The sequence below is a fragment of the Ralstonia pickettii genome (assembly GCF_001699815.1).
Lineage (GTDB): Bacteria > Pseudomonadota > Gammaproteobacteria > Burkholderiales > Burkholderiaceae > Ralstonia > Ralstonia thomasii.
This window is the reverse complement of sequence record NZ_MCGB01000025.1, coordinates 35,039-61,018: the sequence shown is the minus strand read 5'-3', so window position 1 is coordinate 61,018 and position 25,980 is coordinate 35,039. Positions and strand designations below refer to the sequence as shown.

Annotated in this window: 21 protein-coding genes and 1 other RNA gene; 5 read left to right on the top strand and 17 right to left on the bottom strand. The window is 61.7% G+C overall.

Features of this window, described 5'->3' with window-relative positions; translation table 11 throughout:
- Nucleotide 1: 1 nt before the first annotated feature.
- The 11 genes from BEK68_RS03405 to gyrA all read right to left on the bottom strand — a co-directional run bounded on the left by BEK68_RS03405 (nucleotide 2) and on the right by gyrA (nucleotide 12,855).
- Complete coding sequence (locus BEK68_RS03405) at nucleotides 2-325, bottom strand: LapA family protein (protein WP_004629192.1); 324 nt, start codon at nucleotides 323-325, stop codon at nucleotides 2-4.
- Between the two features lie 182 nt (nucleotides 326-507).
- Complete coding sequence (locus BEK68_RS03400; protein ID WP_004629193.1) at nucleotides 508-936, bottom strand: integration host factor subunit beta; 429 nt, start codon at nucleotides 934-936, stop codon at nucleotides 508-510.
- A 45-nt stretch (nucleotides 937-981) separates the two neighbouring features.
- On the bottom strand, nucleotides 982-2,670 hold the full coding sequence (gene rpsA / locus BEK68_RS03395) for a 30S ribosomal protein S1 (RefSeq protein ID WP_004629196.1): 1,689 nt from the start codon (nucleotides 2,668-2,670) through the stop codon (nucleotides 982-984).
- Between the two features lie 135 nt (nucleotides 2,671-2,805).
- Complete coding sequence (gene cmk, locus BEK68_RS03390; protein WP_004629197.1) at nucleotides 2,806-3,501, bottom strand: (d)CMP kinase; 696 nt, start codon at nucleotides 3,499-3,501, stop codon at nucleotides 2,806-2,808.
- Between the two features lie 27 nt (nucleotides 3,502-3,528).
- Entirely contained in the window at nucleotides 3,529-4,833 is a 1,305-nt protein-coding gene (gene aroA / locus BEK68_RS03385; protein WP_012435140.1) for a 3-phosphoshikimate 1-carboxyvinyltransferase, read from the bottom strand.
- Between the two features lie 26 nt (nucleotides 4,834-4,859).
- Nucleotides 4,860-5,768, bottom strand: coding sequence for a prephenate dehydrogenase (locus BEK68_RS03380; RefSeq protein WP_012435139.1), 909 nt, complete (start codon nucleotides 5,766-5,768; stop codon nucleotides 4,860-4,862).
- A gap of 98 nt (nucleotides 5,769-5,866) precedes the next feature.
- On the bottom strand, nucleotides 5,867-6,991 hold the full coding sequence (gene hisC, locus BEK68_RS03375) for a histidinol-phosphate transaminase (RefSeq protein WP_012435138.1): 1,125 nt from the start codon (nucleotides 6,989-6,991) through the stop codon (nucleotides 5,867-5,869).
- Nucleotides 6,992-7,043: 52 nt separating this feature from the next.
- On the bottom strand, nucleotides 7,044-8,159 hold the full coding sequence (pheA, locus tag BEK68_RS03370; protein WP_004629206.1) for a prephenate dehydratase: 1,116 nt from the start codon (nucleotides 8,157-8,159) through the stop codon (nucleotides 7,044-7,046).
- A gap of 87 nt (nucleotides 8,160-8,246) precedes the next feature.
- A complete protein-coding gene (gene serC, locus BEK68_RS03365) occupies nucleotides 8,247-9,383 on the bottom strand; it encodes a 3-phosphoserine/phosphohydroxythreonine transaminase (protein WP_012435137.1) in 1,137 nt (378 codons plus the stop codon).
- A gap of 113 nt (nucleotides 9,384-9,496) precedes the next feature.
- Nucleotides 9,497-10,057, bottom strand: a complete 561-nt coding sequence (locus BEK68_RS03360) for a DUF2059 domain-containing protein (RefSeq protein ID WP_004629209.1) — start codon at nucleotides 10,055-10,057, stop codon at nucleotides 9,497-9,499.
- Between the two features lie 128 nt (nucleotides 10,058-10,185).
- Nucleotides 10,186-12,855 carry a DNA gyrase subunit A gene (gene gyrA / locus BEK68_RS03355; RefSeq protein ID WP_012435136.1) on the bottom strand — a complete coding sequence of 890 codons (2,670 nt, stop codon included), beginning with the start codon at nucleotides 12,853-12,855 and terminating at the stop codon, nucleotides 10,186-10,188.
- 431 nt (nucleotides 12,856-13,286) lie between these two features.
- On the opposite strand from gyrA, the gene ompA reads away from it, so the two are divergent.
- Nucleotides 13,287-13,943: an outer membrane protein OmpA gene (ompA, locus tag BEK68_RS03350; RefSeq protein ID WP_004629211.1), complete on the top strand. Its 657-nt coding sequence runs from the start codon at nucleotides 13,287-13,289 to the stop codon at nucleotides 13,941-13,943.
- A 183-nt stretch (nucleotides 13,944-14,126) separates the two neighbouring features.
- Here the strand turns inward: ompA and BEK68_RS03345 are convergent, their stop codons facing one another.
- Complete coding sequence (locus BEK68_RS03345) at nucleotides 14,127-14,618, bottom strand: glycine zipper 2TM domain-containing protein (RefSeq protein WP_012435135.1); 492 nt, start codon at nucleotides 14,616-14,618, stop codon at nucleotides 14,127-14,129.
- 160 nt (nucleotides 14,619-14,778) lie between these two features.
- Here BEK68_RS03345 and ubiG point away from each other — a divergent pair, with 160 nt between their 5' ends.
- From ubiG to ssrA, 4 genes are all read left to right on the top strand, one after another.
- Nucleotides 14,779-15,495, top strand: a complete 717-nt coding sequence (gene ubiG / locus BEK68_RS03340; RefSeq protein ID WP_024542248.1) for a bifunctional 2-polyprenyl-6-hydroxyphenol methylase/3-demethylubiquinol 3-O-methyltransferase UbiG — start codon at nucleotides 14,779-14,781, stop codon at nucleotides 15,493-15,495.
- Complete coding sequence (locus tag BEK68_RS03335; RefSeq protein ID WP_012435133.1) at nucleotides 15,492-16,181, top strand: HAD family hydrolase; 690 nt, start codon at nucleotides 15,492-15,494, stop codon at nucleotides 16,179-16,181. Before ubiG ends, BEK68_RS03335 begins: the two co-directional genes overlap by 4 nt.
- Before the next feature lie 118 nt (nucleotides 16,182-16,299).
- Nucleotides 16,300-20,082, top strand: a complete 3,783-nt coding sequence (locus tag BEK68_RS03330) for a DUF748 domain-containing protein (protein WP_012435132.1) — start codon at nucleotides 16,300-16,302, stop codon at nucleotides 20,080-20,082.
- 32 nt (nucleotides 20,083-20,114) lie between these two features.
- Nucleotides 20,115-20,472: a transfer-messenger RNA gene (gene ssrA / locus BEK68_RS03325) on the top strand.
- Nucleotides 20,473-20,613: 141 nt separating this feature from the next.
- On the opposite strand, the gene BEK68_RS26080 is transcribed toward ssrA, so the two are convergent.
- The 5 genes from BEK68_RS26080 to BEK68_RS03305 form a co-directional block, all read right to left on the bottom strand.
- Nucleotides 20,614-21,243: a fimbrial protein gene (locus BEK68_RS26080; protein ID WP_012435131.1), complete on the bottom strand. Its 630-nt coding sequence runs from the start codon at nucleotides 21,241-21,243 to the stop codon at nucleotides 20,614-20,616.
- Complete coding sequence (locus BEK68_RS26075; protein ID WP_249262893.1) at nucleotides 21,240-21,575, bottom strand: hypothetical protein; 336 nt, start codon at nucleotides 21,573-21,575, stop codon at nucleotides 21,240-21,242. Before BEK68_RS26075 ends, BEK68_RS26080 begins: the two co-directional genes overlap by 4 nt.
- 131 nt (nucleotides 21,576-21,706) lie before the next feature.
- Nucleotides 21,707-24,265: a fimbria/pilus outer membrane usher protein gene (locus tag BEK68_RS03315; RefSeq protein WP_012435129.1), complete on the bottom strand. Its 2,559-nt coding sequence runs from the start codon at nucleotides 24,263-24,265 to the stop codon at nucleotides 21,707-21,709.
- 117 nt (nucleotides 24,266-24,382) lie between these two features.
- Nucleotides 24,383-25,168, bottom strand: a complete 786-nt coding sequence (locus BEK68_RS03310) for a fimbrial biogenesis chaperone (RefSeq protein WP_249262892.1) — start codon at nucleotides 25,166-25,168, stop codon at nucleotides 24,383-24,385.
- A gap of 45 nt (nucleotides 25,169-25,213) precedes the next feature.
- Entirely contained in the window at nucleotides 25,214-25,798 is a 585-nt protein-coding gene (locus BEK68_RS03305; protein ID WP_012435127.1) for a fimbrial protein, read from the bottom strand.
- Nucleotides 25,799-25,980 lie beyond the last annotated feature (182 nt).

Here is a 25,980-nt window from a genome sequence, read left to right as displayed (position 1 = left end):
GTCAGACCTTGGGGCCGGGAACGTGATACGGAGAGTCGGCAACCACGGGCGTCGGCACCTCGGTCACCTCTTCGGCCTTCTTCATGCGACCGATCTGGCGACGCAGGCGGCTTGCCGTAAAGCGATGCCGCATCACGCGCGGCGCCATCGCCAGCATGGCCAGCAAGATGCCGGCAACAAAGAACGCCAAGGCAATCAAGATCAACGGTGCGTGCCAGACCACGCCAAACGGCAGCACGAGCGAGACTTCCGCCGTGTTGTGCAGTGCCAGCACGAAGAGCAGCACAAACAACAAGATGCGGATGACCCAGACGAGAAATTTCATGCGGATTCGGAAACGGGCGGCGGTGCAGCAGCCGGATGCGGCACGATTGCCGAGTTGTGCCGCATTGTAGCGGATTCACATGGCGGCCAGCCACGCCAGGCTTGGCGGCAGACAAGCATTGCCTAAACAAAAAACGCCCCGGCAAGCGGGGCGTTCCTGAAACTACCAAGTGCTACCTGGCCTCAGCGCGACATGGCCAGCGGCACCGCCGTGTCTACCGGAAAACCGGCAGCCTGGCGGGAGCTGTCAACCTGTCGCGCAGCCTTTACAGCCGCGAGCGACACGGCAGACTCGCCCTCCGAAGAAGGCTCGCCTTGTCGCTCAAGGCTGCGGTCAACCCGTTCGCGCAACTCCTTGCCGGCCTTGAAATGCGGTACCCGCTTTTCGGGTACCAGCACCTTCTCGCCAGACTTGGGATTGCGACCGACACGCGGCGGACGACGATTCAGACCAAAACTGCCAAATCCGCGGATCTCGATGCGGTGGCCGTCCGCCAAGGCGTCGGACATCGCATCGAGGATCGTCTTAACCGCGATATCCGCATCCCGCAGCAGCAGCTGCGGAAAGCGAGCGGCCAGCTTTTCCACGAGTTCGGACTTGGTCATGGGCATCGTGCGCGCGTCCTCGTCGTTCTTTAGGGTCGACCCGGTGGATGCTTACTGGTTGGTCTCGTTCAGCTTGGCCTTCAGCAGCGCGCCGAGATTCGTGGTACCAGCTGCGCCGGTATCCGCCGAGAACTTCTGCATCGCTTCCTGTTGGTCGGCGCTGTCCTTCGCCTTGATGGAGACGTTGATGTTGCGCGACTTACGATCGATGTTGACGATCATCGCGGTCATCGTTTCGCCTTCCTTCAGCACGTTGCGGGCATCTTCCACGCGGTCGCTCGAGATTTCCGAGGCGCGCAGGTAGCCTTCCACGTCGTCAGCCAGCTGCACCACGGCACCCTTCGGATCAACGGCCTTGATCGTGACCTGCACGATCGAACCCTTGTCGTTGGTCGAGATGAAGTTGTTGAACGGATCGCCCGACAGTTGCTTGATACCCAGCGAGATGCGTTCCTTGTCGACATCGATGGCCAGCACAACGGCTTCCACTTCGTCGCCCTTCTTGTACTTGCGAACGGCTTCTTCGCCAGTCTCTTGCCACGACAGGTCCGACAGGTGCACCAGGCCGTCGATGCCGCCCGGCAGACCGATGAACACGCCGAAGTCGGTGATCGACTTGATCTGGCCAGCCAGCTTGTCGCCCTTCTTCTGGTTGCGTGCGAAATCGTCCCACGGGTTGGCCTTGCACTGCTTCATGCCCAGGCTGATACGACGTTTGTCTTCGTCGATATCCAGAACCATGACTTCCACTTCGTCGCCCAGCTGGACAACCTTCGACGGGGCCACGTTCTTGTTCGTCCAGTCCATTTCCGACACGTGGACCAGGCCTTCGATACCGGCTTCGATCTCTACAAACGCGCCGTAGTCGGTCAGGTTGGTGACCTTGCCGAACAGGCGGGTGCCTTGCGGGTAGCGGCGCGAGATGCCGACCCACGGATCTTCGCCCAACTGCTTGACGCCCAGCGAGACGCGGTTCTTCTCTTGGTCGAACTTGAGGATCTTGGCGGTGATTTCCTGGCCAACCGACAGCACTTCGCTCGGGTGACGGACACGACGCCATGCCAGGTCGGTGATGTGCAGCAGACCGTCGATGCCACCCAGATCCACGAACGCGCCGTAGTCGGTGATGTTCTTGACGATACCGTTGACGATCGCACCTTCCTTGAGCGTTTCCATCAGCTTCTGACGCTCTTCGCCCAGCGTGGCTTCAACCACGGCACGGCGCGACAGCACAACGTTGTTGCGCTTGCGGTCCAGCTTGATGACCTTGAATTCGAGGGTCTTGCCTTCGTACGGCGTGGTGTCCTTGATCGGACGCACGTCGACGAGCGAACCCGGCAGGAATGCACGAATACCGTTGACCATGACGGTCAGGCCGCCCTTGACCTTGCCGGTCACGGTACCGGAGATGATCTCGCCGGATTCCAGTGCCTTCTCAAGGTTCAGCCACGAAGCCAGACGCTTGGCCTTGTCGCGCGACAGGATGGTGTCGCCGTAGCCGTTTTCCAGCGCGTCGATTGCGACCGAAACGTAGTCGCCGACTTGCACTTCCAGCTCGCCCTGATCGTTCAGGAACTCTTCGACCGGAACAAAAGCTTCAGACTTCAGGCCCGCGTTCACAACGACGAAGTTGTGGTCAATACGCACAACTTCCGCAGAGATCACTTCGCCAGCCTTCATATTGGACTTGGCGATCGACTCTTCGAACAGGGCGGCAAAAGATTCGTTAGTTTGGGACATAAAAAATAGGCATCCGCAGAACATGCCTCGCATTGCTTTCGCACAGAATGGGCGAAGACACGCATGCGGGGTTACGAGTTGAACAACCGCCGGCAGCGATATGCCACCGGCACCGATCGAACCGGTTCAGCCGGGTCAGTTTGCCTTGTTGGCGCCCTGCACCTGACGGTACCAGTCCAGTACTTGCGCGACGACTTCATCGACAGTCATGTCGGACGAATCCAGTTGTCGCGCATCTTGCGCCGGACGCAACGGCGCGACACTGCGGGTGCGATCCCGCAAATCACGCGCCTCCAAGTCCTGCGAAAGACTTTCCACTGTAGCAGAAAAACCCTTTGCAATCAATTGTTTATAGCGCCGCTCGGCGCGTGCCTGCACGCTTGCCGTCAGAAACACCTTGAGCACTGCTTCGGGGAAAACCACCGTGCCCATGTCGCGGCCATCGGCCACGAGGCCGGGCGCCTCCAGGAACGCGCGCTGGCGTGCATGCAACGCCTCCCGCACCGCGCCATGCACGGCGATGGCCGAAGCTTGATTGCCAACGGACTCATGGCGCAGGGCCAAGCTCACATCTTCGCCCTTGAGCCAGATGCGATCCGCCTTAAAGCGCACATCCAGTTCGCGGGCGATACGCACGAGACTTTCAACGTCGTGGTCGTCGATGTTCTCGCGCATGCTGGCAAGCGCCACCAACCGGTACAGCGACCCGCTATCAAGCAAGTGAAAACCGAGCAGATCAGCGATCTGGTGAGCGACCGTGCCCTTGCCAGATGCGGTCGGACCGTCGATGGTGATGACCGGGTACGGCATGGAAGCAGCGGTGTCGGACATGATGAAGTGCGTGCAGTTAATTGCGGTTCAGGCGGTGATGCCGCCGAACGCCGTGAAATATTCCGGGAACGTCTTGGCGACGCAGCGCGGGTCGTTGATACGGACCGGCACCGGGCCGAACGCTGCCAGCGAGAAAGCCATCGCCATGCGATGGTCATCGTAGGTGTCGATGCCACCGGCCGGCGGCGTCCATTGCGACGGAGGCGTCACGCGAATGTAGTCCGCGCCCTCTTCAACCTCGGCGCCAAGCTTGCGCAGTTCGGTGGCCATGGCGCTCAGGCGGTCGGTTTCCTTGACGCGCCAGCTTGCGATGTTCGTCAAGGTAGTCGTGCCGTCAGCAAACAACGCAGCCACCGCCAGCGTCATGGCCGCATCTGGAATGTGGTTGCAATCCAACTCGACAGCGTGCAGCTTGCCGTCGTCGCGTTCGGCGCCGCGCACTTCGATCCAGTTGCCGCCGGCCATCACGTTGGCGCCCATGCGATTCAGCGCGTCGGCAAAGCGGACATCACCCTGGATGCTGGACATGCCGACGCCCTCCACACGCACCGGCCCGCCGCCGAGCGCACCAGCGGCCAGGAAGTACGACGCGGAGGAAGCATCGCCCTCCACAAAGATCTCTCCCGGCGCCGTGTAAGCCACGCCGGTCGGCACGGTGAACGACGACCAGCCATCTCGCGCGACCTGCACGCCGAAGCGCGCCATCAGGTTCAGCGTGATTTCGATGTAAGGCTTGGAAATCAACTCGCCAACCACTTCGATGGTGACGTTGCCGGCAGACTCGACGAGCGGCAGCGCCATCAGCAATGCCGTCAGGAACTGGCTCGACACATCGCCGCGCACGCGGATCGGTGCGTCGATCTTGACCGGCGCGGCGTGGATCGCCAGCGGCGGATAACCCTCATTGCCCGTGTAGTCGATGCGCGCACCGACCTGGCGCAGGCCGTCGACCAGATCGCCGATCGGACGCTCGTGCATGCGCGGCACGCCGTGCAGCGTGTACTCGCCACCTTGCAGCGCCAGCGCGGCTGTCAGCGGACGGATGGCTGTGCCGGCGTTGCCCATGAACAGATCGGCCGACGTGTTCGGGAAGCGGCCGCCGGTGCCGGTGACGCGGTATGCGTTCTCGCCCTGGCCTTCGACCGAGACGCCCAGCTTGCCAAGCGCGTCGAGCATGACGCGCGTGTCGTCGGAGTCAAGCAGGTCGCGCACCACCGTCTCGCCCTGCGCGAGTGCAGCCAGCAGCAGCACGCGGTTGGAGATGCTCTTCGAGCCCGGCAGCTTGATGGTGCCGCGCGCCGTCTTCAGCGGGCCGACGTCGAGATGTTCCATGAATCCACTCAGTTCAAAACAAAACGTTATTCGGATTGTGCGCCGGCGGCATTTCCTGGCGCCACGCGTTGCGGCCACGCCAGACGCGCTTCGCTGGCACGGCGGAACACGCGCTCGAGTGCATCGCCATCGCGCTCGGCAATCATTGTCTTCAGGCGGCCGATCACGGCTTCGTAGGTGGTGAGCTCGCGCAGCAGCGCCTCGCGATTCGACAGGCAGATGTCACGCCACATTTCGGGCGACGATGCCGCGATGCGCGTGAAATCGCGGAAGCCACCACCGGCGAAATCGAGTTTGAGCGCACCGTCTTCGGCATTGATGATCTGGGCGACCAGCGCGTACGACAGCACGTGCGGCAGGTGGCTCACGGCGGCGAACACGGCGTCGTGCTGCACGGCCGACATGATGTGGCAATGCGCGCCCGCCGCTTCCCACATGGCCTGCACACGTGCGACATCGCTGCGCCGGTTTTCCTGCAGTGGGCACAGCACGGTCTTCTTGCCGACATAGAGGTCAGCCAGCGCCGCCTCCACGCCATTCAACTCACGGCCGGCAATCGGATGCGCTGGCACGAACTGGCTGACCTGATCGCCCAGCGCCGTCTTGGCCGCCATGATGACGTCGGACTTGGTGCTGCCGGCATCCGTAACGATGGTGTCCGGCCCGAGATGCGGCTGCATGGCGAGCAGCAACGGCAACGTCTGCGCGACAGGCGCGCATAGCACGACCATGTCGGCGCCGCGCACGGCCTCTTCCATCGGCAAGGCTTCGTCGATCACGCCCAGACGGATCGCCGTCTCAAGCGACGCAGCCGATCGCCCGACGCCCACAACATGCTCGACTACCCCCGCACGACGCAAGCCCAGCGCCAGCGAACCGCCAATCAGGCCGACGCCAACAATCACCAACCGGGAACTGGAAAATGAAGAGGCCACAACACCGTCCTGCCAGAAAAAAAGCAAAGCGGCATTGTAGCCCGATGTACGCGGCGCCCGATGCCTGATGCGGGGCGCTGTGGCGGTTGCGGCTGAAGTTACGCGGCGGCTTTTTCCCGCGCCAGCGCCGACTCCAGTGCGCCGATGAACGTGGCGTTCTCTTCCGGCAAGCCGATGCTGATGCGCAGCCATTGCGGCAAGCCGTAGTTGCCGACCGGGCGCACGATCACACCTTGCTTGAGCAACGCAACGTTCACGCGCGCACCGGCGCCGTTATCGTCACCCACACGCACCAAGACAAAATTGCCCGATGACGGCACGTATTCAAGGCCCAGCCGATCGAACGCGTCCGTCAACTGCACGTAGCCGGCAGCGTTCAGTTCAGCCGATTGACACAGGAATTCCGCATCATTGAGCGCTGCCACCGCGGCCGCCTGCGCCAAGCTGTTGACGTTGAACGGCTGACGGATGCGGTTGAGCAGATCGGTCAACTGCGGTTGCGCAATGCCATAACCCACACGCAAGCCAGCCAGCCCGTACGCCTTGGAGAACGTCCGCGACACCAGCAGGTTCGGGTATTGGCGCACCCACGCGGTGGAGTCGTACTGCTGCTCCGGCTTGAGGAATTCGTTGTACGCCTCGTCCAGCACGACGACCACCGTCGGCGGCACCTTCGCCAGGAACGCCGCAATCGCATCGGCCGGCAGGAACGTGCCAGTCGGGTTGTTTGGGTTGGCGATGTAGATCAGGCGGGTGTCCGGCGTGATTGCAGCGGCCATCGCGTCAAGATCGTGGCCGTAATCGCGGGCCGGCACCTCGATCGCACGCGCGCCCACCTCCTGCGCGGCCAGCGCATACACGGCAAACGAGTGCTGCGCATACATCACAGCCTGCCCAGGCGACACCAGCGCGCGAGCGGCCAGTTCGAGGATGTCATTGCTGCCGTTGCCGAGCGTGATCCATGTTTCCGGCACGCCAAACTTGGCATGCAGCGCGGCCTTCAGGCTGAAGCCGTTGGCATCCGGATAGCGCGCCAGTTCATTAATGGCCGAGGCCATCGCGTTCTTGGCTGACTTCGGCATGCCCAGCGGGTTTTCGTTGGACGCCAGCTTGACGATGCGCGCGGCATCCAGGCCGAATTCGCGTGCCACTTCGGAAATCGGCTTGCCGGCCACATAAGGGGCGATGGCGCGGACATACTCGGGGCCGAACTGCAAAGACATGGGGTGCTCCTCCGTTATCGACGCTCTGCCCGTGCAGAGCGCCTTGAATCCCTCAATGTGCTGAGGGATAGGACCCCAACACTTTGAAATACGCCGCGTCATGACGCAGCTTTTCCAGCGCGCGCGCCACTTGCGGGTCACGCTGATGGCCTTCCACATCGACGTAGAAGTAGTACTCCCAGGCGCCGCTGCGCGCCGGACGCGACTCGAAACGGCACATCGACACGCCGTTCTCTGCCAGCGGGGCCAGCAACTTGTACACGGCACCGGCCTCGTTCGGCACCGACAAAATCAACGACGTCTGATCACGCCCGCTCGGCTCCGTTTCGTAGTTGCCGATCACGACAAAGCGCGTGCGGTTGTGCGGATCGTCTTCCACATTGGCACGCACCACGTGCAGACCGTAGCGGTTGGCCGCCTGCACGCTTGCCAGCGCGGCAACGGTTTCGTCCTCACCGGCCATGCGCGCGGCCTCTGCGTTGCTCGACACGGCCTCGCGCGGCAGATTCGGATAATTCGTGTTCAACCACCGTTGGCATTGCGCCAGCGCCTGCGCATGCGCACGCACCACCTTCACCTGCGACATGTCGCCCGTCTTGTGCAACAGGTTATGGTGCACCCGCAGCGCGATCTCGCCGCTGATTTTCAGCGACGTTTGCAAAAACAGGTCGAGCGTGCGCGACACCACGCCTTCCGTCGAATTTTCAACCGGCACCACGCCGCAATCGACCGTGCCGGACTCCGCCGCACGAAACACCTCGTCGATGCTCGGGCACGGCATCGGCTGGATTTCGTGGCCGAAATGCGCAATCACCGCCTGCTCCGAGAACGTGCCCGCCGGGCCGAGGTAGCCGATGCGCAGCGCCTGCTCCAGGCCGCGGCAAGCCGACATCACCTCACGCCAGATGGCGGCGATGCTCTCGTCGTGCAGCGGCCCTTGATTGCCCGACTGCATCTTCCGGATGACCTGCAGCTCGCGGTCCGGCCGGAACGCCGGCGACGAATAGCGCTTCTTCACCTCGCCCACTTCCTGCGCCACCTTGGCGCGGTCGGAAAGCAGCGAAAGCAGCTGGTTGTCGATGGCGTCGATCTGCGTGCGCAACGGCGCAAGCTCGGCCGCCAACGCGGCGTCCTTGTTTTGCTTCGTATCGTCTGACTGACTGGTCATTGTAGGAATCGGGTTCGGCAACGGATTGCAAATTGCCGCGCGAAGCGGGCGCTTCACGCAATGTTCTGCCGTGATTGAGGGTCAGCCTTACGCGGACACTCTTTCAAACTCGCGCATGAAGTCGACCAGCGCCTCAACACCCTCCAGCGGCATCGCGTTGTAGATGCTCGCCCGCATGCCGCCCACGGACTTGTGGCCCTTGAGCTGCACCAGCCCCCGCTCGCGCGCCTGCGCGAGGAACGCCTCGCTGCGGGACTCGTCGTTGAGGAAGAACGGCACGTTCATGCGCGACCGGCACGTTGGATGGATTTCATTGCGGTAGAAGCTGCTGGCGTCGATGAAGTCGTACAGCATCTTCGACTTGATGATGTTGCGCGTCTCCAGCGCTTCCACGCCACCTTGGCGCTTGATCCACTGGAACACAAGCCCCGCGATGTAGATGGCGTAAGTGGGCGGCGTGTTGTACATCGAGCCGTTCTCGGCCACGAGGCGCCAGTTGAATGCCGACGGGCACAGAGGGTGCGCATGACCCAGAAGGTCCTTGCGGACGATGGCAATCGTCAGGCCGGCAGGGCCGATGTTTTTCTGCGCGCCGCCGTACAGGACCTGGTAGCCGTTCCAGTCGATCGGCCGCGAAAGGATGTGGCTCGACACATCAGACACCACCACTCGCCCGTGCGCCTGACCGACGTCAGGCGTCTCCTGATATTCAACGCCGACAATGGTCTCGTTCGTGCACAGGTGCACGTAGGCCGCGTCCGAGGACAGCTTCCAGCTCGACACATCCGGGATCTTGTGGAAGCGCTCGGTCTCGCTGGTGGCGGCGATGTTCACCTCGCCGTACTTGCGCGCCTCCTGCTGCGACTTGACCGACCACGTACCGGTGACGACGTAGTCAGCCTTCGGAGCATCGGCCGAGAGCCGACGCATCAGGTTCAGCGGAACGATGGCGTTCTCGGCGATGGCGCCGCCTTGCAGGAAGAGAATTTCGTAGTTGTCCGGCACGGCCAGCAACTGCCGCAAATCGCTGAACGCTGCCGCCAGAATGTTTTCAAATTCCCGCCCGCGATGGCTCATTTCCATCACGCTCATGCCGCTGCCGTGCCAGGACACCATCTCCTCCTTCGCCTGTTCCAGCACCTCGAGCGGCAGCACTGCCGGCCCTGCCGAAAAGTTGTACACACGCGCCTGGCTGGCTTGGAGGGCTCGATCCGCTTGGTTCATAGGACGAAGGGCAAAAGAAAAATGGCTGTCTGGGCGCAAACCCGAGCAGCCATTATCTACCAACTGACAGCCCGAGGGGGATTGTGCCCCGATCGTCTGCCTATGCCGGTCAATTACTTCGCAGCAGCGGCAACTTCCTTGTCAGCCATGTCGCGCATCTTCTTGCCGACTTGCGGACCGTACTTCTGCATCACGTTGCCCCACACTTCCTGCATGGCCTTGCCTTGGTTAGCCATGAACTTCTGGCCGCTCGGCGTTTTCAGGAACGTGGTCAGATCCTTGATTTCCTGGGTCGAGTAGTACTTGCCCAGCGAGTCATAGTGGGCTTGCAGGGCGTCCTTGCGGAAGGCTTCCGTGTCGAAGTCCTTGCCAGCGCCGTCGGTCATGCGCTGCACGGCGCCGTTCTTCTTCAGCTTGTCGACAGCGGCTTGCTTCTGCTTGTCGTTCAGAGTCTTGTTCTCGACCAGTGCCTGCTCCAGCACCAGCGGGGCTTCCTGCTTAGCGCCGCTGGCCAACACTTCACCCTGACCCTTGATGGCCGCGTCGACGTTCATCGTCGTCAGCAGGTCCTTGATGGCAGCCGTCTTGTCAGCGTCGCCAGCCTGCGCGAACGCAAACAGCGGAGCGAAACCAGCCACCACGATCAGATGTTTGAGTTTGAGACTCTTGTGCATTGTTGCTCCCTTGAGATAAGCGTTGCGTTTAGGCCGGGCGTGTGATGCAAAAGTTCCAGGCCCTTGCCGCGCACAGGTCCGGCATCATGACAGAACTGCGCCCAACGGCAAGCAAAAGATGTTTCTAATTATGTCTCGCTGCTGTCATCCGCCTGTGCATCGGCATCCGGGGCGGCGTCCGCCGCATCAGCGCCCTCGATACTCTCCGCGCCTTCAGCGTCGGACTCCATCACCCGTTGCAGCCCGGACAGCTTGTTGCCCTCACCCACCGAGATGAGCGTGACGCCCTGCGTGGCGCGACCCATTTCACGGATCTCATCCACGCGCGTGCGGATCAGCACCCCGCCCGTCGTGATCAGCATGATTTCGTCTTCAGGCGCCACCAGCGCGGCGGCCACGACCTTGCCGTTACGCTCGGAGGTCTGGATGGCGATCATGCCCTTCGTGCCGCGGCCGTGCCGGGTGTACTCCGAGATCGGTGTGCGCTTACCGTAGCCGTTCTCGGTGGCGGTCAGCACGCTACCGGCGACCGACTGAGCGCCCTCGCCCTCGGTTTCCGCGGGCGCCACCAGCATGGCAATCACTTGCTGCGTCTCTTCCAGGTTCATACCGCGAACGCCGCGTGCCTGGCGACCCATCGGGCGCACGTCGTTTTCATCGAAGCGCACCGCCTTGCCTGCGTCGGAGAACAACATGACGTCGTGCTGGCCGTCGGTAATGTCCGCGCCGATCAGGAAGTCGCCCTCGTCCAGATCGACCGCGATGATGCCGGCCTTGCGTGGGTTCGAGAATTCCGTCAGCGCCGTCTTCTTGACCGTCCCCTTGGAGGTCGCCATGAACACGAAGTGCTGCTCGTCGAACTGCTTCACCGGCAGGATCACGTTGATCTTCTCGCCCGGCGACAGCGGGAACATATTGACGATCGGGCGCCCGCGCGAGTTACGGCTGCCCTGAGGCACCTCCCACACCTTCAGCCAATACAGACGGCCGCGGTTCGAGAAGCAGAGAATGTAATCGTGCGTGTTGGCGACGAATAGCGTGTCGATCCAATCGTCTTCCTTCGTCGCCGCAGCTTGCTTGCCGCGGCCGCCACGCTTTTGCGCCCGGTATTCGGAAATCGGCTGACTCTTCATGTAGCCGCTGTGGGACAGCGTCACCACCAGATCCTGCGGCGTAATGAGGTCTTCTGTATCCAACTCGGTGGCATTGTGCTCAATCTGCGAGCGACGCTCATCGCCAAACTCAGCGCGGATCGCGGTGAGTTCCTCGACGATGATGGCGGTAATGCGCTCCGGCCTAGCCAGGATGTCCAACAGATCGGCGATCTGCGCCATCACTTCGCGGTATTCCTGGACGATCTTGTCCTGCTCCAGCCCGGTGAGGCGTTGCAGGCGCATCTGCAGAATTTCCTGCGCTTGCGTATCCGACAGCCTGTACAAGCCGTCGCCCTGCATACCAAACACCGGCAGCAGACCTTCCGGACGATACGCGGCGCCACCGCCGGAGGTTTCGCTCTCGGCGCGAACGAGCATGTCGCGCACGAGGCCCGAATCCCAACTGCGGTTCATCAGCTCAGCCTTGGCAACCGGCGGGGTCGGCGCAGCCTTGATGATGGCGATGAATTCGTCGATGTTGGCCAGTGCAACAGCCAGACCTTCAAGGATGTGGCCGCGCTCGCGTGCCTTGCGCAGGTCGAATACCGTGCGACGCGTCACCACCTCGCGGCGGTGCAGCAGGAAGCACTCAAGCATCTGGCGCAGGTTCAGCAGGCGTGGCTGGCCGTCGACAAGCGCGACCATGTTCATACCGAACGTGTCCTGCAGCTGCGTATTCTTATAGAGGTTGTTGAGCACGACCTCTGGCACCTCGCCGCGCTTGAGTTCGATCACCACGCGCATGCCGGACTTGTCCGACTCATCGCGAATGTCGGAAATGCCTTCGATGCGCTTTTCGGTGACCAGCTCGGCGATGCGCTCGAGCAGCGTGCGCTTGTTAACCTGATACGGCAGCTCGTCGACGATGATCGCCTGGCGCTGGCCGCGGTCGATATCCTCGAAGTGCGTCTTGGCGCGCATCACCACACGGCCGCGGCCGGTGCGATAGCCCTCGCGGACACCCGAAATGCCGTAGATGATGCCTGCCGTTGGGAAGTCCGGCGCCGGGATCAGCTCGATCAGCTCGTCGACCGTCGCTTCCGGATTGCGCAGCAAGTGGAGGCAGCCATCGACGACTTCATTCAGGTTATGCGGCGGAATGTTCGTCGCCATACCCACCGCGATCCCGGACGAACCGTTGATCAGCAAGTTGGGGATGCGGGCCGGCAGAACGGACGGTTCAGTTTCGGAACCGTCGTAGTTCGGCTCAAAATTGACGGTTTCCTTGTCGAGGTCGGCCAGCAGTTCGTGGGCAATCTTCGACAGGCGGATTTCGGTGTAACGCATCGCCGCGGCGTTGTCGCCATCGACGGAGCCGAAGTTGCCTTGGCCGTCGACCAGCATGTAGCGCAGCGAGAAGTTCTGCGCCATCCGCACGATGGTGTCGTATACAGCAGTGTCGCCGTGGGGGTGATACTTACCGATCACATCCCCGACAATACGGGCAGACTTCTTATAGGGGCGATTCCAGTCGTTGTTCAGCTCGTGCATCGAGTAAAGCGCACGGCGATGCACCGGCTTGAGACCATCCCGCACATCTGGAAGCGCGCGGCCCACGATTACGCTCATGGCGTAAGCGAGATACGAGCTGCGCATTTCTTCTTCGAGCGATACCGGGAGTGTCTCTTTGGCGAATTGATCCATTGGGCGAACGGTGGGAGGTCCCTAGTGAGCACAGCAATGCGCACTGCAGGACGCTGCGGTTGCGCGAATAACAGAACATTTTACCATGCCGCAAGCCCCCTTCCCTCATACGCGCGAGCGACGCATCGTCAACCCCGGGCACGTTCCCTGCGAGCGGGGGCAAAACCGGGGAGCCAGTCCCCATAAGGGTTTGCGAGGCATTTCCTGCCTTGTTGCGTACACACCACAAGGCCATGGCGCCCCGTTCGAATCGCTTATATTTGCTTTTTAGGAGTGCGTGCTTGTGGCACAATCCCCCAGCGAAGAGGCAGACATTGTTCGAAGTGGAGCCTTCACCACACCGAGAATGTTATACTCCGAAGAATGTATGACTTGTTTTCGTCCCATCTGCTCGCAGTCTTCTGCGGTGATCTCATCCTGAGAGGAGAAATATGAAAAAATTTGCCAAGCTCGCGTTCGCTGCAGCTGCGGTAGCCATGGCTGCGTCCGCTTACGCTCAGTCGGTGCCCTACGAAAAGAAGGCCGTCAACGACAACTGGGGTAACGGCACGAGCGAGTGGGTCTGGAAGAACGGCACGAACGAACTGTGCTGGCGCAATGGCTTCTGGACGCCGGCAACCGCCAACGCTCAGTGCGACGGCGCTCTGGCTCCGGCTGCTGCTCCGACCGCTGCTCCGGCTGCTCCGGCTGCTCCGGTTGTGTCGAGCGAAAAGGTTACGTTCGCTGCTGACACCCTGTTCGATTTCGACAAGGCTGTGCTGAAGCCGGAAGGCAAGGCCAAGCTGGACGACCTGGTCTCGAAGCTGAATGGTATCAACCTGGAAGTCGTGATCGCCGTTGGCCACACCGACTCGTTCGGTTCGGACAAGTACAACGACCGCCTGTCGGTCCGTCGTGCTGAAGCCGTCAAGGGCTACCTGGTCAGCAAGGGCATCGAAGCCAACCGTGTCTACACGGAAGGCAAGGGCAAGCGTCAGCTGAAGGTTGATCCGAAGTCGTGCAAGGGCGCTCGCAAGGCACAAATCGCCTGCCAGCAACCGAACCGCCGCGTGGACGTCGAAGTGGTCGGCACCCGCAAGGCTCAGTAATTCGGTTCACACCGGAAAAAAGCCCAGCTGTCGCTGGGCTTTTTTTCGCCTGTACATCTGCGTCGCCGGACGCCTTCCCCGAGGCCGCTGCGGAAATAGGCGCCAAAAAAAACGATGACGCAAAATGCGCCATCGCTTTTTCTGTTTGGGGCACCCGATGCCCCTTTTTCATGACCGCCCTTCTTATTGATAGGAAGGTGTCGCCTGGTCGTTAGCAACCATGGCGCGATCGCCCACGCGCAGATTGTTCGGGTTTCGTTGCGTGACGGTCGCGACGCGGCCATCATCGAGGCGGACAGTGATGCGGTACACGGTTTGGCCGCCCGCTCCTGCGCGCTGTTCGACTTGGTTGCCAGCATAGGCACCCAGTGCTGCGCCGCCAATGGTTGCGACTGTGTTGCCCGTACCGCCGCCAACTTGGTGACCCAGAATACCGCCGGCCACACCGCCGATGATCGTGCCTAAAATGCCCGGGCTATTTGCCGGGGCCTGCATCGGCTGGATCGATTCCACGCGGCCATAGAGGGCCCCCGTTTGCTGCGGTTGGCCGCCATAGGCCGGAGGCTGTTGAGCGTACCCACCGTTATAGCCACCCCCGTAACCCGGCGCAGCGCAGCCTGCCAGCACCGTCAGGCCCGCAACACCCAGCCCAATCAGAATTTGTTTGGATTTCATTGATCTCTCCTTGAACGAAGGTGACAGTTTGAGGAAAAGCATGCGCGTTTGTTCACCTCTGTTTCAATGTGAAACCTTTTCGCAAACCCCTTGATTTGGTTGGGGCGACGCTTTTTGGTACATTTCCTCACCTAGCCGATATGCCATGGCGCAGCGCAACATGACGACCACTCACGCGAACGCCGATCCCGGCGAACTCGAAAAATTCAGCGAACTCGCCCACCGCTGGTGGGATCCGAACAGCGAGTTCAAACCCCTGCACGAAATCAATCCGCTGCGCCTCGGCTGGATTCAGTCGATCGCCCCGCTGGCCGGCAAACGCATCGTCGACGTGGGCTGCGGCGGCGGCATCCTTTCAGAGAGCATGGCGCGTGCCGGCGCCGACGTCAAAGGCATCGACCTGTCCCGCAAAGCGCTGCGTGTCGCCGACCTGCATAGTCTCGAGGCGGGCGTTACCGTCGATTACGAGGAGATTGCCGCAGAAGCCTTGGCCGCACGCGAGCCGGCCAGCTTCGATGTCGTTACTTGCATGGAGATGCTCGAACATGTGCCCGATCCGGCGTCTGTTGTGCGTGCGTGCGCGACGCTGGTAAAACCGGGCGGATACGTGTTTTTCTCGACCATCCACCGGAACGCCAAGGCCTATCTGCTGGCGGTCATTGGCGCGGAATACGTGCTCAACATGCTGCCGCGCGGCACGCATGACTACGCCAAGTTCATTCGCCCGTCGGAGCTGAGCGCGTTCGTACGGGGGGCCGGGCTCCAGGCTCAAGAGATGTGCGGGCTCGAATACAACCCGATCACCGGCCGCTATGCCCTCACGCAGGACGCCAGCGTCAACTATTTGATGGCAACGCGCCGTCCGGCCGAGGCATGACGGCGCGCCAGTTTCCCGATCCGCTGGGCGCGGTGCTGTTCGACCTGGACGGCACACTTGCGGACACGGCCCCCGATCTGGCCGCCGCGGCCAACAAGGTGCGCACTGATCGTGGCCTCGAACCGGTGGACTACGAAGCGCTGCGCCCGGTCGCCTCGCATGGTGCCCGCGGACTGATCGGCGTGGCCTTCGGTGTTAGGCCAGGGGATGCGGAGTTCGAGTCGCTACGGCTGGCGTTTCTCGCCAACTACGAGGCGGAAATCTGTGTGCGTACGCAGCTGTTTCCGGGCATGGCCGAAGTGCTGGTCGAACTGGGGAGGGCGGGCGTCCCCTGGGGGATCGTCACCAACAAGTCGGGCCGCCTGACGGTACCGCTGGTTGCACGGTTGCCGTTGCCGGTGCCGCCGGCGTGCGTCGTTGCGGGCGACACGACGCCGCACGCCAAGCCCCACCCCGCCCCACTGCTGCATGCGGCCGAATCCATCGGCATCGACGCACGACAGATCGTCTACGTGGGCGATGACCTGCGCGATATCGAAGCCGGCCGCGCTGCCGGCATGCCTACCATTGCGGCCAGTTACGGCTATTGTGGTAATGGGCCATCGCCAGCGGAATGGCGCGCCGATGCGCTGATCGCCAGCGCGGCCGAGCTGATTCCGCTGCTGCTCGAGTCGCAACGCGCTTGACCACAATGCCCAGGTGAATGCCCGGGCGCCACACCTTTCAGGACCGCTGCCTCCCGTCGGGACGTGGCGGTCAATCGACTGACGAAGTAGGCCACGCCGTGGCCGGACCGACACCAGCATGAGCTCCTCCCCCGATTCGCGCCCCGATCTGCAATCGAATACCGCCGGCTGGCGCGCACGGCTTGATCGCCTGCGCGGTACGGCCGGCTGGCAACGCGCGGCGCAGGTCGGCACGTCGCGTCGCACCAAGCGCATCGGGATCGGCGTGCTGATCTTTCTGGTGATGTTCGGGCTACTGGGTGCATTCGGCGGCCCGCCGTTGCTGCACCACCTGGCGCAAACGCAGCTCAGCCAGCTCCTGGAACGGCCGGTTTCGGTCGGCAAGATCAGCATCAACCCATACACGCTGCGGCTTGATGTCGACCAGCTCCACATTGCCGAGCGCGACGGCAAGACGCCGTTCGTCGATGTCGGCCATCTGCATGTGAACGCGTCGTGGAGTTCGATCTTCCGCCGCGCGCCCGTGATTGAAGAACTCAGCATCGATGCGCCGCACGTGCGTATCGTGCGCACCGCCGAACAGCGTTTCAACTTCTCCGACATCGTCGACAAGCTAAGCCAGCCGGAAACCGCGCCCAAGCCCAAGTCGAACGAGCCGGCACGTTTCGTCTTTGCCAATCTGCAGTTGACCAACGGCGCCATCGACTTTGTCGACCAGCCGCTCGGCGGGCAACACAAGGTGGAGGGCTTGCAGATCGGCGTGCCTTTCGTGGCGAGCCTGCCGGCAGACGTGGACATCTTCGTGCAGCCTTTGCTGGTTGCCCGCATCGACGGCGCGCCGCTGCATTTCGCGGGCAAGACAAAGCCGTTTGCCGATTCGCTCGAATCGAACCTCAACGTCAAGATCGACGGACTGGATCTGCCCCGCTATCTCGGCTACGTACCCGGCCCGCTGCCGGTGGCGGTTCCACAAGGCAAGCTGACGACCGACCTGACGATCGACTTCCAGAAGCCCAAGAGCGGCACACCAGTGCTGCGCGTGCATGGCACGACCGGCCTCGACAACCTCGAAGTGGTCGACGCCAGGAAAGCGCCACTGGTGGCCGCCAAGCAGGTGCGCGCAACGCTTGCCGACGTGCGCCCGCTCGACAACGTGTTCCACCTCGATGCGCTGACGCTGGATGGCGTGCGCGTTAACGCCACGCGCGGTGCGGATGGAGCGATCAATTTCGCGCAACTCGCCGGCAAGCCGGCACCTGCCGAAGCGAAAGCTGCCACGGCCGAGGCCGCGACCACCGCCAAGCCGAAACCGTTGGATGTGGCGGTCAACAAGCTGCAACTGACCAACAGCACCGTCCACTGGCGTGACGCGACCACGCAGCCGGCTGCCGACCTGATACTGGAAGACCTCCACGGCGACATTCGCGTGCGTACGTTGGGCGGTCCGACCTCGCTCGATGTGGGCGCCAAGCTGGCGCAAGGCGGCACGCTCAATGTCAAAGGCAACACATCGCTGGAGAAGAACACCGGCGAGCTGGAACTGAAGCTGGACGGCGTGAAGCTGGTCGGCATCAGCCCGTATCTGCGCCAGGCGGGCGCACCGCAATTGCAGAGCGGTGCGCTATCGGCCGACGGCAAGGTGGCGCTCGAATTCGGGCCGGACAAATTCAACGTGCGCGCGGAACCGCTGACCGCAAGCCTGGCCGACCTGTCACTGGCGCCGGCCACGGGCAAGGACACCGCGCTGCGAGCCAAGCTGCTGCGCGCAGAGGTGAAGCGCTTTGACCTGAGCGCCCGCACCATCGCCCTGAACGAAGTGCGCGCCGATGGCCTGCAGATCGATGCGTTGCGCAAGAAGGACGGCACAACCACGTTGACGCTGCTCGATGGTCCGCAATCGGTGGCGGGCAAGTCGACAGCGCCGGCCAAGTCCAGCGCAAAGTCGAACGCGCCGGCCGAAAAACCCTGGGCAGTGACCGTACAAACGCTGAAGCTGGACAACAGCGCTGTCGGCTTTGAAGACCAATCGAACTCGCGCCCGGTCAAGGTGCGTGTCGAGCCGCTGAACGTGGTCGTGCAGAACGCCTCCTCCGATCTCGGCAAACCGGTCAGCGTGCAGATTGGCGCAGGGCTGGGTGCCAAGGGCAAGCTCGATGTGCGCGGCGAGGTCGTGCCGCAGCCGCTCAAGGCCGACCTGCGCGTGAACTCGCAGAACCTGTCGCTGGCAGGCTTCGATCCGTATCTGGACAAGTCGTTGAACGCGGCCATCACCAGCGCGCTGCTATCGATGGACGGGCGCCTCGTGCTCAACCAGGGCAAGGCGCTGACGGTGAACTACCAGGGCAACGCGACACTGGGCAACGTCCGCCTGCAAGACCGCGTGAGTTCGGATGACTTCCTGCGCTGGCGCTCGCTCGCGCTCAACCGCATCCAGGCCAACTACGACGGCACTACGCCGCGCGTGCGGGTGGGAGCGATGGCGCTGTCGACGTTCTACGCGCGGATCATCATCAACCCGAATGGGCGCCTGAACCTGCAGGACATCCGCGTGCAGCCGACCGAGGAGCGACGCTCGCTGACGCAAAGCGAACCTGCATCGGCATCGGCCGCAGCGGCTTCCGCCCCGGCAGCCGCGCCCGTGACGGCTTCGGCTCCGACTGCGGCACCCGCATCGGCCGTCACCGTCACAGCCACGGGCCCCACGCCCAAAGCCGGCGGCGCCGACCTGCGCGTTGACGCCATCACGCTGCAGGACGGCAACATCCGCTTCACCGACAACTTCGTCAAGCCGAACTACACCGCCAACCTGACCGCCATCGGAGGCTCGATCGGTACGATCAGCACGGCGGCCAACCAGACACCCGCAGATGTGACGCTGCGCGGCAGTGTCGACAGCACGGCACCGGTGGACATCCACGGCAAGGTGAACCCGCTCGCTCCCATGGCCTTTGTCGACCTGACGGCCAAGGCCGACGGCGTGGAACTGACCAACCTCACGCCCTACTCCGCCAAGTACGCCGGCTACCCGATCACCAAGGGCAAGCTGACGATGGATCTGCACTACCTGCTCGACCAGGGCAAGTTGACCGCCGACAACCACATCTTCATCGACCAGCTCACCTTCGGCGACCGCGTAGAAAGTAAGGACGCGACCAATCTGCCGGTGCGGCTGGCAGTGGCGCTGCTGAAGAATTCGCGCGGCGAGATCGACGTGCGCGTGCCGGTATCGGGCTCGCTCGATGACCCACAGTTCAGCATCGGCGGCGTCATCCTGCGTGCATTCGTCAACCTCATCGCGCGCGCCGTGACGGCGCCGTTCTCGCTGCTGGCCAGCGCGTTTGGCGGCAGCGGCGGCGAAGAACTCGGCTACATCGAGTTCGACCCCGGCACGTCGAACATCGGCCAGGCGTCCTTGGCCAAGCTCGACAAGCTCGGCACTGCGCTGAAGGACCGCCCGGCGCTGAAGGTCGACATCATCGGCCGCGTCGATCCGGAATTCGACCGCGACGGCCTGCGCCGGGAAGCCGTGAACCGTCAGATTCGCGAGCAGAAACTCAAGGACGCCGGCGACGCTGCTGAGGCAGATACCACCGTCAAGCCGGAAGAGGAGAACAAGTACCTTGAACGCGCATACAAAGCCGCCAAATTCCCGAAACCGCGCAACGTGATCGGGCTGGCCAAATCCTTGCCGCCCGACGAGATGCGCAAGCTAATGGAAACCAACGTGCAAGTGACGGATGCGGATTTGCGTGAGCTCGCGCAGCGTCGGGCGAATGCGGTGCATGTTGCACTTGCTGAACGCGTGGATCCGGGGCGCCTCTTTGTTGTCGCCCCCAAGCTCAACGCAGAAGGCATCAAGGACAAGGGCAAGACGACGCGGGTTGATTTCTCGCTGAAGTAGCCCATCTATGGGATAATCGACACTTCCTTACTGGGGCCGACCTGGTTTCGACGTGGGTTGCGAAGCAGCGGAGGGCATACCGAGGACCCGTCACCTCGTTAATCAATGGGAATGCAATAACTGCTAACGACGAACGTTACGCACTGGCAGCCTAAGGGCCGCCGTCCTCGCACTGGCTCGCTGACGGGCTAGGGTCGAAAGACTAGCGAGGTCATTTACGTCAGATAAGCTTTAGGTGAGTCACGGGCCTAGAGACGAAAACTTAGTGAATCGCCGTCGTAGAGCGTGTTCGTCCGCGATGCGGCGGTTAAATCAAATGACAGAACTAAGTATGTAGAACTCTCTGTGGAGGGCTTGCGGACGCGGGTTCGATTCCCGCCGGCTCCACCAAACATCTTTCAAACGGCTTCAACGTTTGGCAAAAAACCCCGCTGGGCTTGGCTCTGCGGGGTTTTTTGCTGGTACACCAAGTACGCCGATCACTGAACTCGCACCGGCTGCCATGCTTGATGAAGCCGCCTGCACACCAAGCTACTCGTAGCTCATCACAAAAGTCAGCGAGCTATTCGCTGTGCCTGCTCCAACGACTGGAGCGGTTTGCCGATAGGCTGCTTTTAGCGAGATACTGAAACTTCCACCAGCCTTGTCGTACTCGCTGAAGGCGACCTTCTCGTTCAACACCGCCGGCTCTCCGTTCTGGTTAAGAACCTGCAGGCCGACGCCCTTGGCTACCGATTCAGCGTCGAGCGCGACGACCGACTGCGCGGCATCCAAGATTTGGGTGTTGGGCTTCAGTAGATAAGAAACCTTGCTGATGCCCGAGGGGCACTCGTTCAGATTGATCGAAAAATTGACAGGCGCCAACGAAGTGCCAACACCTTTGAATTGTCCGACACGATTCCGATCTCCCATCTGCACGATGACATCTGGCGTCTTGCAACTCTGGGCTGTAACGCTTGCCTTTGTGGACGTTCGAACGATAAAGGCGTTGAACTCGTTATTTATGTTGGCATACCCCAGGAGCCCCGCCTCAACGGCAGCGCCCGGCGCAACTGGGCCAATCTTTTTGATCCTTAACGAGAAGGACGTGCCCAAGAATGTGTAGGGGCCCGCTGCCTTTGAGGATGCCAGTGAAATTGCAGCTAGCTGTTCTGCAGTCATTCCAGGCTCTCGCGCTTGTAGACCAGGCCCCACGCCAGTCCGGTATTTCCGATCGGCATATCGACTTTGGTAGCGGCAGGCGGAATCCCTCCGACCGAATTCACCAAACCCCAGCGGAAGGCGGCAGTACAGGTGAAGGACAGTGTGTCTTGTGCACTGTTCGTTATAGGTGCGCTTTCATAGATCACGGTACCGATGGGTGCATCGCGCGGTACGGTAAAGCTTGAAGGTATTTGAAACGCGAGTTGCTTGACGACGGCGCCTTGCCGAATTGTGCAGTTTGCGGCGTCAGCTGGCGAGGAGAGCAGAGCCGCCAAGAAAAACGCGGTCATACAGAAACCGCGGAGAAGATGATCCGACTCGAGGCGGTATAGATTTTTTTGCATCGACGATTCTTTCCAAGTTTTGCTTATATGCGATGGACCATGTATCCATGGCCGCGGAGGATTCGAGAGCCCGGTGGCTATCTACAACGCAACGTCTGCCGCTGGTAGTTCCGGCCAGCTTCTGCTTTCGGCAACGCATAGGGTGCCTGGCATTGGCCTTCTTTCCATTTCACCGACAAGGTGCCTTGTTCCTGGCCAAGCAGCACAAAGGCACTGCCGTTCGGGTCTGCAATGCCCAACTGCCTGCCGGTTTGGGCGTCTTCCACGCTGGCGCCAAACGGTACGGGCTTGCCGTCTGCCTGCTGGAAGGTGAACTGCGCACGCTGGCCGCTGTAACCCTTGAAGGTCGCCTGCACAATGGCGCCACGACGCGGCACCACCTGTTTAACGGTGTCTGTCAGTTCAATGTCGGCACCGAGGTTATGCGTGTCGGGGCGCAGTGCATTCAGGCGGTACGGCTGCGCATAGGACACGACGGCATATCCGTTGCGACCGACTGAGGTGCCTGCCTCGGTGCGAACATCGACACCCCGAAGGCCCTCCATCTTCATCAAAGCGAAGGTGTCGCCAACCGTGCGGCTCAGGTTGACACCGCCGCCATGGACCACGACCGCGCCCATGGCCCCGATGCTGGCCGATTGGTAGTCATTGGCGACGTTGACGTTGGCCGAGAGCTGGCCTGCATCGGCCTCGTGCGTAATGCTGGCACCGCCCGTTGCACCTCGCCCGCCGTTGGTATAACCGGCTTGCATGGCGTAAGACGTTTTTTCGCTGGCGAAACCGCTCAGGCCGCTCTGAATATTCGTGCCGCCGTTGCTGTCGTTGCTGACGTTGGTGTATGCGCGCTGGGAGTGCAGCTTGCCTCCAAGCGGGATCGACATCGTCAGCATGACCTGCGTATTGCTGCCGTTGTTGCCAAATCGACTGTCTTTGGTCTGGCTCAGGCTCAAGTTGTAGCTGAGTCGCTTCCAGGTGTTGCCATAGCCGACGCTAATGCTGCGGCTGGAGCCCGGCTGATTCCAATACGTCTGCTGGCTGATGTTCAGATAGACGCTGCCATATTCACGTTGCGGCCCACCCAAGTCCTGACTGGTCGTCAAGTCGATGCGCGAGCGACTACGACCAGCTTGCACGCCCGCGTTGCCGAGGTCGTTGACGTGATCGCTAAACGTGCGATAGCCCGACGTGGAATACCGATATGCCGCCAGCGTGAAGTTGGTGTTCGTCCGCGTGAAAGTCTTGGCATACAGGACACGCACACTTTGGCCGGTATCGCGCTTGCCCTGCACGCGGCTGCTCGATTGCGTGATGTCTAGCGACAGCGCACCGATCGGTGTGTTGGTACCAACGCCCATGTTGAGGGCCTGGAAATCCCGCGACGCTTGGAAGCCGCCCGCCACGGTGCTGTTGTCCGTGAAGCCATAAACAAGCGATCCGGCCACGAGCTTAGGTGAGGCCGTTTGATCCCCATCGTACTTCCCGGCCGCAAATGCATACTTCAATCGCCCCTTGCGGAGCATCAGGGGCAAGCTCGAAAAGGCTTGGTGAGTAACGCGCCTGGTGCCATCGGCTTCGATCACGGTGATTTCAAGGTCGCCGTTTGAGCCGGTCGGGAAAATATCGGTCAGTTGGAATGGCCCCGGCGGCACGTTGGCGCGATATAGCACGTAGCCGCTCTGGCGAACCTCCACGACAGCATTCGTCGCAGCCTGCCCACGCACCACCGGTGCATAGCCGCGCTCGCTATCCGGCAGCATCGCGTCGTCCGAACTGACCTGCACACCGCGGAAGCGTACGCTGTCGAATAGCGTCGCGTCGGAGTATTGCTCGCCAAGCGTCAGTTGCCCCTTGATGGCGTCGACGTCGCGTTGCAACAACGTGCGATTGCTTTTGAAGCGGGTCTGGCCATCATTGCTTCCGCTCAACGCAGATTCGTTGCGCAGACGCCAACGGCCAATATTCACGCCATTCTGCAGGCCAAGATAATAGCTGCTGCTGTCATTGCCAACGCGGCCGTGGCCGTAGTTTCCGCTGAACTGGTAGTTGACGTAGCCAGCGGTGACGCCCTCGTCCCACAAGGCCGGATCCACATAGCCACGTGCAGCGCGCGACAGAAACGCCTGGGGAATGCTCAGGTTCAGTTGCAGCCGGCCAGCGTCGAAGTCGACGACCGCTTGGTCCATTAGCTGCGGCAAATCCAGACACGCTTGGCTATTGAGATCAAGGGCTGGAGTAATGGCAGTCAGGTCGACGCCAAAGTCCTGGAGCATCTGCGCGGTGAGGCATGGACGCACCTTGCCCTTGCCACCCTCTTGATGGAAGTCGACGTCGCGCCGCCCCACCAAGTTTCCATTGACCTGCACCTCGACACGGTACGTGCCGGGCGGCACGCTGTTTCCGGAAGAAAGTACGGCGCTCAGATCTGCCGGACGGCCCTGGCCATGCAAAAAGTTCGTATTGAAAGCAAGCAGCGTCGGGGCAGCCTGTGCGACAAGGGTTTCCCCCTCCGCCGCGCGCGCACTATTGAAAACCGCCAGACACAAAGCCAAGTAAAGCGGGTTTGCTCGGGGACGAGCAGCGAAGGCTTTTCCATCAATCTTTCTGGGGACCGGTTTGGTGGTCGGGCGTTTAGACATCGCAATGCTCGCTTTGGGCCTTGAGAATCAGGGGTGTCACATGGGCAAGCTCCGCTTCGAAGGGGCGCGGGCTAATCCAACCACTGCAGGCTGGATAGAAGAACTCGACTAGGTCGATCAGTTACCGGCGGATACCGGCGCGCTCGGCTGATTGCCTTGCAGGGTGACGCGGTAGCTTTCGCGTCCGCCGAAGTCATTGATGACTTCGTAGCGCAGCTCCGGTGCGCCGGTGTGCCCGGCCGGCACATTGACGGGCAAGGCCACCGTGGAACCTGGCGCGATCATCTTGGCGTCAACGACCGGTTCATCCTTGTTTCCGGTGTGGAGCTTGGCGTCCACTACGGTCACGTGATAGAGGCTCGGGTTGGTCAGCCGCAGCATTGCCTTACCGGCGTCTTGATTCAGTTGCCATTGCAGACTGGTGGCCGCTTTGAGAGGATCACCGCCCAAACCAACGGGCCGATAGAACACCTTGATGCGCTGGCGCACAGCGAGTTGCAGCACGTTGTCTTTGCTCGCTGCTTGTGGGATTTCCTGCACGTTCAGCCAGAAGGCGGACTCTCGGTCGGCGGGCATGCCCACGCCTTCATACAGTACGCGCAACAGTTGCTGCTGCTTGGCCCCGACCTTGGCTAACGGCGGTGTAATAGCAAACGGCAGTTGCGTATGGGCAACGTCATCGAGCGGATCCAGCCACGACTGGATCAGTGCATCGGCGCCATCGTTGATGACGACCACGGAGCTTTCCTTGTTCTTGCCATCAAAGATCACCCGCGTAGTACCTAAGGAAATACTGGCGTGACTCGCGGACGCAGCCAACGCGCACGCCAACGCCGCGCCAACGGCGAATCGTTTTGCTTTCATATCCGGAATTGCCTTGAAGAAAGAGGTGGCAGCGGACAAGCGCCGCTGCCGATTGAAGCCAGCCCTGGGTGGCTGGCGCTTGGCTTACTCGTAGCTCAGCGTGAACGGCAGACTTGCGTTCGCGATACCAGGCTTGACCTTGGCCGGGTCGGCAGCCACGTAAGCGGCGGCAAAGCGCACGTTCAGGGAACCGCCTGCTGCCGGCACCTCCGTCTGTGCCAGCAGATCGCCGTTGCTCAGGTCGAATGCGTTTGCGCTCGCGCCCGTGCCTTCGTACACAGCAATGTCGACACCTTGCGCGAAGCCGTCGGCGGTGTTGCCGTTGTTCACGCGCAGCGTCTTCTTGTCGGCGCTCAGTTCAGCAACCTTGCCTGCGAACTTCATGCTGACCTTGGCGCCCTTCTTGCACACCACGTCAAAGTTGGCCGAGCCGGCGCCGTTCGTCAGACGCTTGGGTGCAGCAACCGTGCCGATATCGTCAGCAGCGATGTTGCCCATGTTCACGTTGATGGTGCCTGCGTCACCCGTGACCGAGGACACCTTGCACGTGTCGTTCAGAATCGCGCCCTGGAAGTTGATAACGCCATCTACCTTGTTGACGGTCTGGGCCATCGCGACGGAGGACAGTGCAGACATGGCGAAGCCCGCCAGGAACAGTTTTGCTTTCATTGACTTACCCTTAAATGAGACCGCAGCAGAAAGGTGCCGGGACTTGGTCGAGAAGAAATGCCTATCGAATGAGGCAGGCGCAAGTATTCCAAGCGAGGCGCCCGCGCCATATCAGACTGCTCTGAAAAGCACCCTGAATTGACGCATTTGGTCTGCGCGATTCAGATCGGCGCCCGCTACGT

Bases quoted from the DNA above. Each gene is read 5' to 3' on its own strand.
- BEK68_RS03405 (WP_004629192.1), bottom strand. From the start codon at position 325: ATGAAATTTCTCGTCTGGGTCATCCGCATCTTGTTGTTTGTGCTGCTC.
- BEK68_RS03400 (WP_004629193.1), bottom strand. From the start codon at position 936: ATGCCCATGACCAAGTCCGAACTCGTGGAAAAGCTGGCCGCTCGCTTT.
- rpsA (WP_004629196.1), bottom strand. From the start codon at position 2,670: ATGTCCCAAACTAACGAATCTTTTGCCGCCCTGTTCGAAGAGTCGATC.
- cmk (WP_004629197.1), bottom strand. From the start codon at position 3,501: ATGTCCGACACCGCTGCTTCCATGCCGTACCCGGTCATCACCATCGAC.
- aroA (WP_012435140.1), bottom strand. From the start codon at position 4,833: ATGGAACATCTCGACGTCGGCCCGCTGAAGACGGCGCGCGGCACCATC.
- hisC (WP_012435138.1), bottom strand. From the start codon at position 6,991: ATGTCTTTGCAGTTCGGCCCCGAGTATGTCCGCGCCATCGCCCCTTAT.
- pheA (WP_004629206.1), bottom strand. From the start codon at position 8,159: ATGACCAGTCAGTCAGACGATACGAAGCAAAACAAGGACGCCGCGTTG.
- serC (WP_012435137.1), bottom strand. From the start codon at position 9,383: ATGAACCAAGCGGATCGAGCCCTCCAAGCCAGCCAGGCGCGTGTGTAC.
- BEK68_RS03360 (WP_004629209.1), bottom strand. From the start codon at position 10,057: ATGCACAAGAGTCTCAAACTCAAACATCTGATCGTGGTGGCTGGTTTC.
- gyrA (WP_012435136.1), bottom strand. From the start codon at position 12,855: ATGGATCAATTCGCCAAAGAGACACTCCCGGTATCGCTCGAAGAAGAA.
- ompA (WP_004629211.1), top strand. From the start codon at position 13,287: ATGAAAAAATTTGCCAAGCTCGCGTTCGCTGCAGCTGCGGTAGCCATG.
- BEK68_RS03345 (WP_012435135.1), bottom strand. From the start codon at position 14,618: ATGAAATCCAAACAAATTCTGATTGGGCTGGGTGTTGCGGGCCTGACG.
- ubiG (WP_024542248.1), top strand. From the start codon at position 14,779: ATGACGACCACTCACGCGAACGCCGATCCCGGCGAACTCGAAAAATTC.
- BEK68_RS03335 (WP_012435133.1), top strand. From the start codon at position 15,492: ATGACGGCGCGCCAGTTTCCCGATCCGCTGGGCGCGGTGCTGTTCGAC.
- BEK68_RS03330 (WP_012435132.1), top strand. From the start codon at position 16,300: ATGAGCTCCTCCCCCGATTCGCGCCCCGATCTGCAATCGAATACCGCC.
- BEK68_RS26080 (WP_012435131.1), bottom strand. From the start codon at position 21,243: ATGACTGCAGAACAGCTAGCTGCAATTTCACTGGCATCCTCAAAGGCA.
- BEK68_RS26075 (WP_249262893.1), bottom strand. From the start codon at position 21,575: ATGACCGCGTTTTTCTTGGCGGCTCTGCTCTCCTCGCCAGCTGACGCC.
- BEK68_RS03315 (WP_012435129.1), bottom strand. From the start codon at position 24,265: ATGTCTAAACGCCCGACCACCAAACCGGTCCCCAGAAAGATTGATGGA.
- BEK68_RS03305 (WP_012435127.1), bottom strand. From the start codon at position 25,798: ATGAAAGCAAAACTGTTCCTGGCGGGCTTCGCCATGTCTGCACTGTCC.